Annotated in this window: 15 protein-coding genes and 1 tRNA gene; 5 read left to right on the plus strand and 11 right to left on the minus strand. The window is 46.7% G+C overall.

Features of this window, described 5'->3' with window-relative positions; translation table 11 throughout:
• The 5 genes from LLF78_00965 to LLF78_00985 form a co-directional block, all read left to right on the plus strand.
• A partial coding sequence (locus tag LLF78_00965; protein ID MCE5201073.1) for a histidine phosphatase family protein occupies positions 1–417 on the plus strand: 417 nt, incomplete at its 5' end.
• Between the two features lie 18 nt (positions 418–435).
• Positions 436–1,008 (plus strand): tetratricopeptide repeat protein, encoded by a 573-nt coding sequence (locus tag LLF78_00970; GenBank protein MCE5201074.1) that lies wholly within the window; start codon positions 436–438, stop codon positions 1,006–1,008.
• 27 nt (positions 1,009–1,035) lie between these two features.
• A complete protein-coding gene (locus LLF78_00975) occupies positions 1,036–1,983 on the plus strand; it encodes a hypothetical protein (protein ID MCE5201075.1) in 948 nt (315 codons plus the stop codon).
• A 164-nt stretch (positions 1,984–2,147) separates the two neighbouring features.
• On the plus strand, positions 2,148–3,335 hold the full coding sequence (locus LLF78_00980; protein ID MCE5201076.1) for a CDP-glycerol glycerophosphotransferase family protein: 1,188 nt from the start codon (positions 2,148–2,150) through the stop codon (positions 3,333–3,335).
• Between the two features lie 152 nt (positions 3,336–3,487).
• Positions 3,488–3,564 (plus strand) — tRNA-Arg (locus tag LLF78_00985).
• 100 nt (positions 3,565–3,664) lie between these two features.
• On the opposite strand, the gene LLF78_00990 is transcribed toward LLF78_00985, so the two are convergent.
• The 11 genes from LLF78_00990 to LLF78_01040 all read right to left on the minus strand — a co-directional run bounded on the left by LLF78_00990 (position 3,665) and on the right by LLF78_01040 (position 14,801).
• Positions 3,665–4,162, minus strand: coding sequence for a hypothetical protein (locus LLF78_00990; GenBank protein MCE5201077.1), 498 nt, complete (start codon positions 4,160–4,162; stop codon positions 3,665–3,667).
• Positions 4,163–4,165: 3 nt separating this feature from the next.
• On the minus strand, positions 4,166–5,266 hold the full coding sequence (locus LLF78_00995; protein MCE5201078.1) for an ABC transporter permease: 1,101 nt from the start codon (positions 5,264–5,266) through the stop codon (positions 4,166–4,168).
• A complete protein-coding gene (locus tag LLF78_01000; protein ID MCE5201079.1) occupies positions 5,266–6,312 on the minus strand; it encodes an ABC transporter permease in 1,047 nt (348 codons plus the stop codon). Before LLF78_01000 ends, LLF78_00995 begins: the two co-directional genes overlap by 1 nt.
• A gap of 5 nt (positions 6,313–6,317) precedes the next feature.
• Complete coding sequence (locus LLF78_01005) at positions 6,318–7,949, minus strand: sugar ABC transporter ATP-binding protein (GenBank protein ID MCE5201080.1); 1,632 nt, start codon at positions 7,947–7,949, stop codon at positions 6,318–6,320.
• A 367-nt stretch (positions 7,950–8,316) separates the two neighbouring features.
• Positions 8,317–8,520, minus strand: a complete 204-nt coding sequence (locus LLF78_01010; protein ID MCE5201081.1) for a CsbD family protein — start codon at positions 8,518–8,520, stop codon at positions 8,317–8,319.
• An 82-nt stretch (positions 8,521–8,602) separates the two neighbouring features.
• Positions 8,603–8,821 carry a CsbD family protein gene (locus LLF78_01015; GenBank protein MCE5201082.1) on the minus strand — a complete coding sequence of 73 codons (219 nt, stop codon included), beginning with the start codon at positions 8,819–8,821 and terminating at the stop codon, positions 8,603–8,605.
• 20 nt (positions 8,822–8,841) lie between these two features.
• Positions 8,842–9,063, minus strand: a complete 222-nt coding sequence (locus LLF78_01020; GenBank protein MCE5201083.1) for a hypothetical protein — start codon at positions 9,061–9,063, stop codon at positions 8,842–8,844.
• A gap of 101 nt (positions 9,064–9,164) precedes the next feature.
• Positions 9,165–9,311, minus strand: coding sequence for a lmo0937 family membrane protein (locus tag LLF78_01025; protein MCE5201084.1), 147 nt, complete (start codon positions 9,309–9,311; stop codon positions 9,165–9,167).
• A gap of 913 nt (positions 9,312–10,224) precedes the next feature.
• On the minus strand, positions 10,225–11,694 hold the full coding sequence (locus tag LLF78_01030) for an MFS transporter (GenBank protein MCE5201085.1): 1,470 nt from the start codon (positions 11,692–11,694) through the stop codon (positions 10,225–10,227).
• Positions 11,695–12,078: 384 nt separating this feature from the next.
• Positions 12,079–13,272: a DUF3798 domain-containing protein gene (locus tag LLF78_01035; protein MCE5201086.1), complete on the minus strand. Its 1,194-nt coding sequence runs from the start codon at positions 13,270–13,272 to the stop codon at positions 12,079–12,081.
• A gap of 323 nt (positions 13,273–13,595) precedes the next feature.
• Positions 13,596–14,801 (minus strand): DUF3798 domain-containing protein, encoded by a 1,206-nt coding sequence (locus tag LLF78_01040; protein MCE5201087.1) that lies wholly within the window; start codon positions 14,799–14,801, stop codon positions 13,596–13,598.
• Positions 14,802–14,950: the final 149 nt, after the last annotated feature.

The raw sequence follows: 14,950 nt of genomic DNA on the forward strand, positions 1-14,950 counted from the left end.
CCTGACCGCAAGGCTGAAATAACCCAAATCCCCGGTCTTCGTGAGATAAATTTGGGCGACTGGGAGGGCAGGAGTTTTGACGAAGTGCGTGAAACATGGGATGAACTTTATGAGGCGCGGGGGTGTTCCTTTGACAGCATAGCGCCGCCTGAGGGGGAAAGCTTTATAGATCTTCAGAAACGCACTGTCCCGGCTTTTGAAGATATCCTGACAAGATGTCCGTCAGGGGACATTCTTGTTGTTGCACACGGCGGTGTAATATGGACTTTGATGTGTCACTATTTCGGCTTCAAACTAAACGACCTCTTCTTTTTCCTTATGGATTTCTGCGGGCTGCACCTTCTTCTGCACACTAACGGCATGATGAGGCTCGTCAGATACAACTGGAACTCGCGGCTGTCGGAAACCAAAATCTGATTACAGAAGGTGAAGGACATGAAAAAACACATTGGGAAATTTATGACTGTTCTTATAGTCCTCCTTGCAATCGTGCTTCTCTGCGGGACTGCGTTCTTTGTGATGGGAACGATACGGGAAAGGAACATTGCCGAGGGAGAGTCCCAGCTTGCGTCAAAAAATTATGCGGAAGCATTTGAAGCATTTAAGAAGGCAGACAAATTCAGCCTCAGGCCAGACAGGCGGGTTATCAATGGTCTTGCCCGGAGCTCCATCGGCCTTGAAGATTATGACTCAGCCCGGAAGTATTATGAACTGGCTGTAAAGCTGGACCCAAATGATGCAGAATCACGCCATACTCTGGGACTCCTATGCATACGAGCCAAGGATTACGAGGCTGCGGATAAACAAATCAGCGCCCTGCGTGCCATAAATACCCAGGAATCCCTGCATTATGCCGACAATCTGGTAAAAGAGAAGCAGACAGGAATGGTAAAGGGCTTCTTCCTTGACCTTTTCAAGAAAATAGCTCCAGGCGTTCCCAATATACCGGGCCTGACAGAAGAGAATCCTGTTTCGCCGGATACAGAGTCAGAAGACAACGGTATCTAGCTCATGCCAACAAAGAGATCTGCCGCTGTGATGCTTGCAGCAAGCATCATGTTCATCTCTGCATCCGCGGTATTTTGCGCGGAAAAACCCATGGAAATCAATACAGACAAGACGGCCGCGCACATAGGCGTCTTTGATATCCCTGTCTATATAAAGCCCGTAGCGGGGGTCAACCTTTTTAAGACTGATTCCGGCTGTGCAGATAAAACAAAAAAGATATCTCTTGAGGCGTCACAGCTTCGCGTTCCCTATGAGACTCTTGTTGATGAGTTCAACGGTAATAACCTTAAAAAAGCCGGCATGGAAATAAAACTGCGCTCAGAATTTATCTGGAATGGTTCCCGTGCGATGCTTATAAAGGCTTTTCAGAAGGATAATAACGCAGTCATGGGCAAATGGATACTTGTAATTGACCGGGACAGCGAGACATGGATGATAAACGGACTCTACGATTCAAAAAATCAGGCGCGCGGCGAAGCAGTCCTCAAAATGCTGAAATCCGTCTGCTGGGACAAAGGCAATTGTGAACCCCAACAGACATCTCCTCTCCTCAATATCAATGCAGACGGGACCCCATTCCGTCTCGCAACCATCCAACAGGATGCCCTCGTCTACACAAAAGACGGCGAACTTCCCACTAAGAGCGCCGACGGGGCTATATTTGTCATATCAAGGTCTCCCTGCAGACAGCTCATGCCAAATAAACGAATCGACTTTGCTAAAGAGCGCTTTAAGTTGATAGATAAAGGGGAAAGTCTCGATATTGTCTCTGAGAGGGAAGTTTCAATAGATGGTCTTTTTGGCGTTGAACTTGTCGCATACGCTGAAGATGCGCAAAAATGCCTGATATATCAGACAATGCTCTTTGACCGGAATGACAGCCATGTAATGGTTGGCATAGCACACGGTGATGCTGTTAATAACCTCGAGCTGTTCCATAAGCTTACGGAAAGTTATAGGCGTGAAAGCATATAAAAATGCGGCCATAAGAGTTTATCCTCTTGACTCGAAGGCCGGTATGCTGATCCAGTCTGAGCAATATTCCATGCAAGAAAGGACTTTACTTAATGAGCATAAGAGCGGAGTTTAACAAATATTCGCATAATCCATCCTTGATTCTTCCGCGACTCTGGAGGAAATTGCTTTGTCCATTTAATCATATATTTGCAAAACTATGGGTTAGGTTCTGGGGCCGCGAAAAATTACGCGGGAAACGACGTATTTTCATTTTCGGAGCCTTTGGAGGAAGAGACTACAAAGATAACTCTGCGATTTTCTTCGAATATATGCTTTCCAATCACCCTGAAATCGATTCATATTGGGTAATACGAGCAGATGCATATCATGATCATGCAAAAAAAGGGTACAGTGTTCCTCCGTTTGATCGTGTCTTAATAAAGGAGAGTTTTCATGCAAATGTTATGACTCTAATTGCAAATGTCATTATCTGTTCCCACGGCCGCTACGATGTGACAGATTATAGAAAAAGCGAATTCGGGAAAGAGACCGTCGATGTTATGCTTACGCATGGGATAGCGGCTTTAAAGAAAACAAAATCTGGGTCCGCCGCCGGTGCTCCCATCATCTCATATGCTACGTATGCAGATATTGTCGTAGCAAGCTCAGCTGAGGAAGCCCGCATCAAGAATCAGGAATGGGGGATCCCCAAAGAAAAAATTGCGCTAACCGGTCTTCCTCGTCATGACAGACTTTTTTATCAAAGGAAAAATATAATTGCCCAAAAAAACACAATTCTCTTTATGCCGACATGGCGAAGCTGGAACGCAGACAAAACAACATTACGCGGCAGTCATTTTTTAGTACAGATAACTGCTTTTATCGCTGAATCAGGTTTGGATAGCTACCTGGGCAGGCATGGCATCAATATGAAAATATACATCCACATGTGGATGAGAGAATTTTTTGCTGAATTTAAACAGACTTTTTCTCTTCAAAACATCAGCATTCTGGATCAGGAAAACGACTTGCTTGAAACCATGCTGAAAAGCTCACTCCTGATCACGGATTACTCAAGCGTCTGCTGGGATTTTCTATTTATAGATAAACCTGTTCTTTTTTACCAGTTTGACATTGACGAATATCTTCAGCATACCGGATCTTATATCGACCTAAAAAAAGACCTGTTTGGGCCTGTAGCGTATAACGCAGAGGATGCCGCTTTCTGGGTCCGTTTTTTTGTAGAGAATAATTTTTCAACTGAACGGTTTCAAGATAAAATGGATGAGATGAAGAAGTTTGCGTTTGCATATAACGATGGTAAAAATTGCGAAAGGCTGTTTCAGGCAATATTTAAGAGGTTTTCTTAGTGCAAACATCAGCTCAATAGAAAACAACATCGATATAGGGCTAGGGCAAAAATAACTTTGTGTTATCTCGGGAATATAAGTGCAAAAAAATCTCTCCGGAAAACAGTTGCAAGAACCTGCTGTTACGTGTTAGACTAGTGTTTGTGTGATGCGGACTCGTAGCTCAGTAGGATAGAGCGACGGCCTCCTAAGCCGTAGGTCGCCGGTTCAACTCCGGCCGAGCCCGCCAATTTTACAGATATTATCCTGTTTCATTAATGTCCCCGGAGTGAATCACTCCGGGGACATTTTTTTGCGATCATCAGTATATGTTTTCGGCGGGACAGTTATTATTCTACTATGGCTGGTATCTCTGTTTTTGGCGCTTCTTCCGCAGGAGGAGACGGCGCCACTTCTGAAACTGCATCCGGGTCATAGGCAGCCGGCAGCGGGAGGTAAACATCAGGGGCATCCTCGGCAAGCGCCGGCAACGAAATCATAACCTTCGGATCTGTGCCGAAATTGAAGGAGCGCTCAACAGATTTTATCACTTGTTCCGTATCTTCGTTCACAATGTCAACTTTAATTTTATGGCTTGGTCCGCTGACTTTGACCACATCCCGGTCATCTGCGTAAAGCTCTATTGATTTATCTTCTTTCCCATCAACAGTGACAACCATGAATTTTGCGGCTTCATAGCTTTTTCCGCCAATATCAACGGTCTTATTGTCGAGCAGCACCTCATGCTCCTTGCCTATATAATACAGGCCGAAACCAAGTACAACAAGCAGAATAATTAATATCAGACGAATGACAAGGCGTTTCCTATTTACGTTTTTAAATGTCATGGCCTATTCTCCTCTTAGGCTCCGCCGAGCCTCAGCCCTGTCGCGCATGCGCCTCCAGGCATGAAGCACCAGCGCAAGGGCTATGATGCCGTATGACACAAAAACCCGGAAATATTCGCCAAGCTGTGCCTGACCGATAAGTTCTTTGCCTGCCATAGGGGATACGACAAACATAAGGTGGAAGAGCGTTACGCCGACAAAAACGTTTGTTATCGTGGCACGGCTTACAGAGGCTCCGCCGATAAGAAGCGCAGCAATCGCAAACATCCCCGCCTGGTCATGGCTGTTGTAGGTATTCATCGTCCCTATGTTCTGAAGGAATATTATCTGTCCAAAGCATGCCAGAACCGTAGAGATTATGATCGCGATGATCCTTGTGCGCTCGACCGGTATACCGGCTTCCTCTGCAACTTTCATGTCCTGACCGAGGGCCCGCATGTCCTGACCGAGCTTTGTGCGGCGAAACCACACGATGAAGATGCAGAAAATCCCTATAAATATAAATGTGGCTACAGGGACATCTATCGTCGCTATTTTCAAAGGGATAAGATTGTCAAGAACATGTCTGAGTCCAGTCAGGTTTATCGCGTTGCGTATGCCATATCCGCGTGAGAGGACCAGCTGCGGATTATGTACGGGTATCATGCGCCCCATTGTGTAAAGCACGATCAGCTGATAGACCCCGTTGACAAAGAAACCGAGGATATATGATGTTACCATCTCCCGTCCCTTTGCCTTGTTAAGGACAGCTCCGCATATATAACCCAGGAGAATTGCAATCGGCATTCCAATAAGCGCCGCAAGCATCATGCCCGGGACTCCTGCGATAGCCCAGTCAGTTACGAATATCAGTCCGATCTGACCGGCCATTGCGCCGAGCACCATACCAAAGTTGAGACCCATCCCTGCAAGGATAGGGATCAGCAGGGAAAGTACCAGAAAAGAGTTTCTGGCCAGGCGCGTGAGCATTTCCTGTATAAGATATGTTCCCGAGAATCCGGATATAGGGATAGCCAGTACGGAAAGGGCGATGAATATTATAGGGACCGCGTTATTGGCAAGTATATCCTTGAGGCTCATCGAGCCCTTCTTTTTGTCTGCCATCAGCGTTTCACCATCACTTTCCTCGTAAGGGCATAGAGTATCATGCCGTTACTGACTATTATCCTTATGACCTCAGACATGTCTGTCTGCATTACGCTGTTGATTACCGACGGCGTCATTGTCAGTATACCCTGAAAAAGAAACGCGCCGACCACGACGTTGACCATCGATGCCTTGTTCACGGACGCGCCGCCCAGAAGTATTGCGGCAACCGCAGGGAAGGCCATGTAGAAAGGCCCCATGTAGAGCTGGATGAAACCGAAGCTCTGTTCATACACAAGAATGCCAATTGCACCAAGCACTGTAGACAGGATAACAGATATTGTGCGCATTTTATCCACATCTATACCGGATGCTCTCGCAAATTCAGGATTCGAGCCGACAGCGGTAACGGCAGTTCCCGTCTTTGTCCGGAAGAAGGCCCAGACCAGAAATACCATAAAAGCGAAGAAGAGGAACATACCTATAGGAACATAGAAGAACTCGCCTATCTGTATATGCAGGTTCTTACTGAGAACGTTGATCCAGAAGCCCTCTGTGCTGATTGTAGTCCTGAGTCCCGAACCGCCGTAGCCCCATATCATTGTAGGGCTGGTATAGGGGAGAAGCAGCCACGCCATACACATAAGAGCAACGGAAGAAAAGCCTACATATGTGGCTATCATCATCTCGTCGCCCTTTACCCTGTTCAGCAGCTGACCATAAAGCCAGCCGAGAACAACAGCAAGCGGGACCGCAATCCCCATAGCGATAAGGAAACCGATCCCGCCTCTGATTCCGATCTGGATGGATGTCACAGCCCCGAGAAGACCTGCAATAATACCAAGAGGCAATCCAAAATTGAGGCCGCATCCGGACTGGACCATGGGTACCATGGCAAGCACTAGAATTCCGTTCATCCCGACACGCACAAGTGTATCCGAAAGCGACGCGTCTATGCGGACTCCGACAAACGGCGCCGCAATAAAAAGAGAGAAAAGAAAGAGGGCTATTATGATCCTGGGCCATCCGGCGTTTTCAATAAATGCCAGAATTTTATCTTTCATCCTGTTCACCTGCTGCTCTCTGCATAAATTTCAGCTGCGGGCACTTCCGCGACATGTCCGAGCATAAGGAGTCCAAATTCTTCCGCCGGACACTTGGCGGGCAAAATACCCGAGACTTTTCCTTCATTGATTATTGCTATTCTGTCGCACACAGACCTGAGCTCTTCAAGTTCGGAAGAGGTCATTATTATTGTGGTCCCTGTCTCTTTATTTACCCTGCGCAGCGTATCCAGGACAAGCTTTTTAGCACCTACGTCTATGCCGCGCGTCGGCTCAGAGACAAAAAGTATCTCAGGCGCGACCGTAAATGCCTTTGCAAGGCATACCTTCTGCTGATTGCCTCCTGAAAGTTCGACCGCCCTCTGTTTAGGGCCGGTACAGCGGATCTCCAAAGCTTTTATATATTCCATCGTGCATTCCTCAATTGCCTTGTCGTCGCGCCATTTAACAAGGCCTCCAAACATATTTTTGACAAATTTTTCCTGTACCTGAAGAGCTGTAAAGGTAATGTTCCAGTCGATCCCTTCTTCAAGCAGCAGCCCTACGCCGCGGCGGTCCTCCGAGACAAAGGCCATCCCTTCTTTAAGTGACGCATGGGGATCGTTGAGCTTGATTTCTTTTCCTCTCAGGAAGACCTTGCCGCCTGAGACATAAAGTCCCATTATACCGTTCGATATGCCGACCTTGCCCTGCCCCGCCAGTCCTCCGAGCCCAAAAATCTCACCGCGGTATACCTCTAGCGAGACATCTCTGACAGTCTCTCCCGGCATATCGACCCAAAGATGTTCAGTCTTAAGGATGACTTCTTCTGTTTTCTCATGATCTCTCTCACAGACCGCTTCTGTTTCAACTGCAACCTGTCTGCCGACCATCCAGCTGGCGATCTGCCTTACGTTTGTCTCAGCCGTTTTTGCCTCCTGAATGACCTTACCGTCGCGGAGGACGATAAGTTTGTCGCAGAGGTTAATTATCTCCTGCAGCCTGTGGGATATGAAGATTATAGAGATACCCTGCGCGGATAATTTTTTCAGTGCGTCGATCAGCACAGTTGCCTCTGATTCTGCAAGTACCGCCGTTGGCTCATCAAGGACCAGAAGGCGGGTCTTTTTGCGGTCGATTTCTCGCGCAATTTCCGTGAACTGCTTATGACCGACAGGCATTTCACTGATGAGTGTATCAGGGTCCAGCGCCACGCCCAGCGTGTCAATGGCTTTTTTTGCACGGGCAAGCATATTGGGTCTGTCTAGCGTTTTAAGTCTTTCGCCAAAAACTTCGACGAGAGGATTATATTTGGTTGATTCCCTGTTGAGAAGGATATTCTCTGTTGCAGTAAAACCAGGGATAAGAGAAAATTCCTGATGGACCATTCCTATACCTGCGTTGAGTGCGTCAAAAGGATCTTGGAAATGCACTTCTTCCCCATCAATGAACATTTTCCCCTCATACCCGCCGGTCTCGTTAATGACCGACATTCCGAAAAGAATATTCATCAAAGTGGATTTACCTGCACCGTTTTCTCCTACAAGCCCCATAATTTCACCAGGCATTAATGAGAAACTGACATCTGTAAGGACACGGTTACCGAAGTATTCCTTCCCAATGTTCTCCATTTTCAGGAGAGGTACTTCCATGGACATTCATTTCACCTCGTTTCCTAAACTCAAAACTATGCTCAGGAGATATTATTTTTTGTTACAGACGAAAGGTAATGCAGGCAGGGATAACTGCACATATAAAAAATGCAAATATCATCTATAACAACATAATATTATACATGCTTTTTCAATTTTTCAAGAAATATAAAGTCAGCAGGTGAAATATTTATTTGGCCGGTCAAACTGCACAACGTCGGCACAAGATCGCCTGGAGATGGAACTATAATGCAAAAGGCCCGGGGTGCTTGGCTTGCACCACGGGCCTCATGCTGTAATAGTCTAACTTTGCGCCTATTCGTAGTTTACACGGGATCCGGAACAGGTTGACTATCACCCCTGCAAAAACAGCCTAATTTTTGTGTTTCTCTAAAAATTCCTTGTATTCTTTTTGGGCCCTGTCTTTTTCGTAGCCATATTTTGTCTGGAGAAGTCCTACCAGCTTATCCTTCTCCCCTGCGATCACAGTCAGGTCATCATCGGTTAGCTTACCCCACTGCTTTTTAACTTCGCCCTGTATTTCTTTCCATTTCCCTTTCAGTATGTCTTCGTTCATAATATCCACCTTGCCTCTCTTCAGATATTCTTCAAATATGACTGGTCCCTGTTCTGTGCGCCATTACCCCTGGATAAGCAGGTTATTTTTTGTTCTTTTCCAGAAACGTCTCGTATTCTTTTTCGATCCTATCTTTGGCATAACCGTATTTTGTCTGAATAACTCCAAACAGCTTGTCTTTTTCTCCGTCGATCACAGTCAGGTCATCATCCGTAAGTTTACCCCACTGTTTTTTGACCTCGCCCTGCATTTCTTTCCATTTACCCTTCAGCACATCTTTATTCGTAATTCCTTCGCTCATGATCTTCACCTTTCCTTTCTTCAACCCTTCTTGTTTCCAAGAAGCAGAATCCCGCCGCCGAGAACTATCGATCCAATTCCGGCCCAAACAGGAATGTTGACAGTCTTCTTTTCTTTTACAGACATTTCAATGGGCCCCACCTTTACCGCCTGTGTATCTTTGGTGTAGCTGAAGCTTCCATATGCCAGTCCGAATATTCCTGCCGCTATCAAGATGATCGCTGCAACCTTAATTCCCTGCATATCCATCTTCTCCTTTACAAAAACATCTTTATTCCAGCCATGGATCCCGGATCAAAAACATATCGGCGGAATGTCTCAATGTTATGATATATCTATTGCCATTAGAGCCCCCTGCCTTGAATGATACGAACCAAAAACATAACCACAGCAACGACCAGAAGAATATGAATGAACCCGCCCATCGTATGAGAGGTCACGAATCCCAAAAGCCAGAGCACAAGCAGAATAACAGCAACGGTACTTAACATTTTCATTCCCCTCCTTAAAGCCGGATCGTCCCTGTCAAAGGGATCCGGCTGCCGATTACAGATGTTGCGCAGGAACCTACCTGCCGGCGGCGCATTTTTGCAGGATCGTCCCGGAATTGCACTTTAAGCCCCAGTATGATGGATTGACCGATCCATCACCAACACGGCCATGACTTCAACGTCCCTCTGCGCGGACATTTACTGAAGGGTATCCGTTGAGGAAATTATGCGCTCGTTTGGCGTCATTGCCAGCGAAGGGGAGGCAGCGGCAAACACAGCGGCAATGACAATAAACACCAAGAATATAATCGGACCCGCAGACGCTTTTACCATAATTATTATTTCTCCTTTTATTGTGCTGTTTATATCTTTAATCTCTTTTTAAGGAATATTATGTAAGTTAATTCATACTAGGCTTAGTATACTCTTGTTTCATAAATTGTCAAGATATTTACAATAATTTAAGCATTTTTACGGTATCTCGCTTAGTTAACCTTGTTATATATAAGTTCACATGTGTCCAAGATAGTTTTTTACAAGTGGCTATTCTAGTAGTTATAGCAACAGAAATTAGCTCAGGTATCGTATCGGCGGCCTTATTTTAATTTTATCCGATATACTATTGAAAAGCCTTGCTATAACTGGATACTTTTTTAGATTTTTGCTATTTTGGACAGCAGTGATATAAGTTATCTTTTCATGAACATAATTAGGCGGCCGTACTTAGCTACAAACTGCTGATCCCTATATTCGTGTGCCGGTCAGCCTTTCTTTTATAAGTAATGTGGAAACGTGCAAATATACGAATACTCCGGGTTTTTAGTTTCTTCCCGGAGTATCTCTTTATTTTGAATTCGTTCCTCAAATATTCTTAGCTGAAGATTTTAAGTCTCTTCCTGTTTTATATACAAAGTCAGCGCAGCACAGAATCAAGAGTATCATCGGCGGCAGTTCCGCGCAGCAGGGAAATAGCCGTTGCAAAGACGCTGAATCCGACGGACAGCCAAAAGGCCTTGTGCAGTCCGGCAATAAAACCGGAGATTATTATACCCTGACCGCCTTCCTGCATACCGGTAAACAAACCGATCAGAGCACCTTGATCGAGGCTGGAAGATACTATACCCATGCTGAGTGCCATACTGATGACCATCCCAATATTGTTCATCATCGTCCTTGTTCCGGCTGCAATGCCGCGCCGCTCAGATGGCACTGCCTGCATTATGGCGTTGGTGTTGGGTGACGTGAAAAATCCGGAGCCGGCTCCCATTATGACCATCCAAAGGATAAGCCACGACAGGGGTGTATCGGCCTGGATGGTCGTAAACCCGTAAAGCCCGACAACAGTGATGGCCAGGCCAAGGGATGACAGCCCCCTGGAACCGTAGCGATCGGACAGGGCGCCGCTGATGGGGGCAAGAACCATCATAGCGATGGCAAAAGGTGTAAGCAAAATCCCGGCCTGTAATGGGGTCAGTCCGCGGACACTCTGGAAAAAGAAGATGAGCAGGAAGGTCACCGCTCCACGAGCCACCCCGTTCAGGAGGTTGCTGGCATAAGCACAGACCAGAAGCCGGTGCTCAAAAAGCTCCAGGTCGACCATTGGCTGGGCTGTATGGTTTTCAACAATGACAAACATAACCAATAACAATGTCCCGCCGATCAAGCCGGTCAGTATGGGCCATGAAGTCCAGCCCAGGATATTACCAATAGTAATGGCAAGAAGAATGGCCAAAATACCTACAGTAAAAAGTCCGGTCCCCATCCAGTCGAATTTCTGTCCGGCAGGCAGTTGGGCCAGCTCCCTCAGCTGCCACTGCGCCCAGATGGTCCCCAAGATGCCCAGCGGTACATTAAACCAGAATATCCAGCGCCAGCCTAACATAGTCAGATATCCGCCCAAAATTGGGCCAATTGTCGATCCGGCGGCAATTACCATGCTGTTGATTCCCAACGCAAGCCCCAGCTCTGATTTTGGAAAGGCATCGGTAACTATGGCGGTGCTGTTGGCCATAATCAAAGAACCTCCTGCAGCTTGTACAAGACGGAAGACAAGTAATTCCCATGCGTTCTGTGCAAATCCACTGAATAAAGCCGCTGCTGTGAAAACGACGAAACCGTAAACGTATAATTTTTTCCGGCCATAAATATCGGCGACCCTTCCAATGGAAGGGACCAGAATTGTAATTACGAGCATGTAACCCATCACAGTCCAGATAATAGCTTCCATGCCTGCGTTCAATTCCTTGCTGATAGTGGGCAGCGCAATCATCATGGTGCTGGTGTTCAGCACAGAAAGTAAAGCTCCAAGGGTAGTGCAGGAAAGGGCCATCCATTTGTATGAGCCTGAAATATCGTTGGAATTCTCAGGTACTGAGTTATTCATTATATTTAATATCCTCCCGTATTGCGCGTATATTATGTATCAAATATACACTCACATCTATATATGTTTACCATAGGTATCTAAGATAGTTTTTTACTATTTTGGACAGCACGGTATTTCCCGAACCAAGAAGCACCCGGATGACTATAAGTATCTCTATTATGTCAGCTAAGGGATATTTTGCGGAATTTTCATGCGTTGATATTGCCTATTATTGTTTTATCTTGGACTGACCGGCTTTTCATAGGCAAAGTTTGAGCAGGTGATGTCCGGAATTATCGCCGATAAAAACTCAGTCCTGCTGCTGAAGCAACCGGATCCGCACTGTGCTGCAAGGCGCGGATCCGGTCCAGGTCCAAAAATCAGTAAAACTAGTTAAGAAATTTATTTTATCTTCAGATATTTTTCCGGCACCTTGACATCTGTGACTTTCATATACCCTCTGCCAAAGACGTACGTGTCCTCGTAGACAAGTACAAGTTTCTTGTTTTTCAGGCCCTTTGCAACATCAAAGTACGGCGCTCCATTCCAAGCCGCGCCCGGCGTATACTTATCGTAGCACTTCCAAAGATCCTTCAGGTTATAAAGTTTCGCCTTCTTCTCAGTTATGCGCTTGCCATATTCGGTAAGAGCGCAGACGGTGCTCCATCCGTATGAGTAGGGCCATGTCCCCATGCGTCCCTTGCCGCCTGCCTTTATTACGGCAGCCTCAACTTTTTTCAATATTGCCGGCCAGTCTCCGGCTTCTTTCTTAAGGTCAATGCCGAATGCGCCGGGATATCCCATCAGTGGTGACGGAAGGTCCGGCTCAACAAAGATCGCACCATACTTGGCAACCTGTTTCAGAAGGGGTTCCGTCTGCGCATCGTTGGTGCAGAAAAACGCAGTATTTTTGCCGTATTTCTGGATCCATGCAGGGACCTTCTCCAGGATGAACTGCTGCGCCCCTGCTACTCCCACGTCGCTTACGGGGTCTGGAGCCGTCTCAAATGCAAACTTTAAGCCCATGTCCTTGCATGCCTGCTCCATGATGGCGCGGCGGCGGGAAAGGAGCTCGTAGCTCATATGCCTTGGGAATGAAATATGTACAAAGGTTTTTGCCCCAAGTTTCTTGGCGGTATTGATGATGAGGTATCCGCGCATAATATTGTCAACGCCGATCGCAAGGTCTGCAGTGCTTGTAATTACCATCGGATCCTCCTGAGGTTCTCCTGCAAAGCAGAGCACATCAGGGCGCTTCTCCTTGACCCTCCGGAAGGCTTCCGTCGTCCCGGGGATAGCATCGTCTACGACTATGACTTTGACTTTAGGGTCATCAGCAAGTCCTACGATCTGTGAGATGGTGGTCTCCATCTCAGACATAAAGTTATCCGGCATTGTTACGTGGCGGATCATGCCACCTTTTGCAACGTCCCCGTATTCCTTTATCATTCGCTCAGCGCCGCGGTATGTGTCCTCTGCCTGAGAGACGGTCAGAGTGGCAATGCCGATGTGAAAAGGAGCCTCCGCCAGAGCCGCGCCGCAGGATACCGCGGTCAGAAGCATGGCAAGAGCAAGACAAAGTGCTGATTTCTTCATTTCCTTCCCCTCCTCATAAAGATATTGAAATATTAGACTTGGATATTTTAAGGAAAATATCCAAAAACCGTACAAAACTTCCCGACAGAGAATTGGTCTTTGTTCGTATTGGCTATTTAACTATTTATAATATTCTAATAGACGGAAATGTCAACCATAGAGAAATACCTTTAAGTTATTCTGATATATCATTATATAATAGGAATATTATCTTATCAAGAAAGCCCCTCCTCTAGTTTTGATCAAGGAGGGGCTTTCTGTTATTCACCGGTGTTCATTGACCCATAGGCTTGCTTTTTTTCTAAAAACCTGATATTTATTTCTTATTTGCTTCCAAGCTTGATCTTCTCGTATTTTGCGGGGACCTTGACATCAGTGGTATGCATGTAGCCTTTGCCGAAGACGTAAGTATCCTGGTAAATGAGGATAAGGTTCTTCTTTGTCACGCCTGTACCAAGGTCGGTGTAATAGTTCCCGTTCCATTTAGCCCCCGGTGTGTATGCCGCATAACATGCCATGAGATCCTTTTTGCTGTTGAGCTTCGCTTTGCCCTCAACTATGCGTTTGCCGAATTCAGCAAGAGCCGCGCTGTTGGTATAGCCGTAGGAATATGCCCATGTCCCCATGCGTCCCTTTGCCCCTGCGGCAATAACGCTCTTCTCGACCTTCTTCAAAATGACGGGCCAGTTGCCGGCTTCCTTTGTAAGGTCGATCCCAAACGCTCCGGGATAACCCATAAGCGGCGAGGGAAGGTCTGCTTCGATGAAGTAGCCGCCGTACTTGGCAAGCTGCTTAAGAAGGGGTTCGGTGTGTGCATCGTTAGTGCAGAAGAACGCTGTATTTTTCCCGTACTTCTTGACCCATGCAGGTGTCTTTTCAAGTATGAACTGCTGCGCGCCCGCAACACCTACGTCGCTTGTCGGGTCGGGAGCTGTTTCAAATACAAACTTTAGGCCAAGGTCTTTGCACGCCTGTTCCATAATGGCGCGGCGGCGGCCAAGGGTCTCATAGCTCATATGACGCGGGAAGGAAATGTGGACGAATGTTTTGCAGCCGAGCTGCTTAGCAGTGTTGATGATAAGGTAACCGCGCGAGACAAAGTCTGCATTGATCGCCATGTCTGCCACGGAAGTAATGACGTTCGGGTCTTCATGCGCTTCGCCTGCAAAGCAGAGGATATCAGGGCGCTTCTCCTTGATGCGGCGAAAGCCTTCAGATGTTCCGGGAATGGCCTGGTTAACGACAACGACCTTCATCTTGGGGTCGTCTGCAAGACCGGCGATCTGGGCTATCGTCGTTTCCATCTCAGACATGAAGTTATCGGGATAGGTCAGGTGCTTGATCATTCCGCCCTTGGAGACATCGCCGTACTTCTGGATGGCAAGCTCCGCGCCGCGGAGGTCGTCTTCACTCTGAGAGACTGTCCCAGTTACGATGCCGATATGGAACGGGGCGGCTGCAAACGCGGCAGAAGCGATAAACATTGCCGCCAGCGCAGCAAGTAAAAGAACTAATACTTTTTTCTTCATGTTGTTTCCTCCCTGTGTTTTAAATTATGATTCTGTTGAAGTAAATACGTTATGGAATATGTTGTAAAAAATCATCCGTGCCTTATATTATGAAAATGACACTCAGACTATTGTATTACTCTCTTATGCCCCTGTCAATGCAGATAGAG

It is taken from the genome of Synergistaceae bacterium, assembly GCA_021372895.1.
Classification (GTDB): domain Bacteria; phylum Synergistota; class Synergistia; order Synergistales; family Synergistaceae; genus JAJFTP01.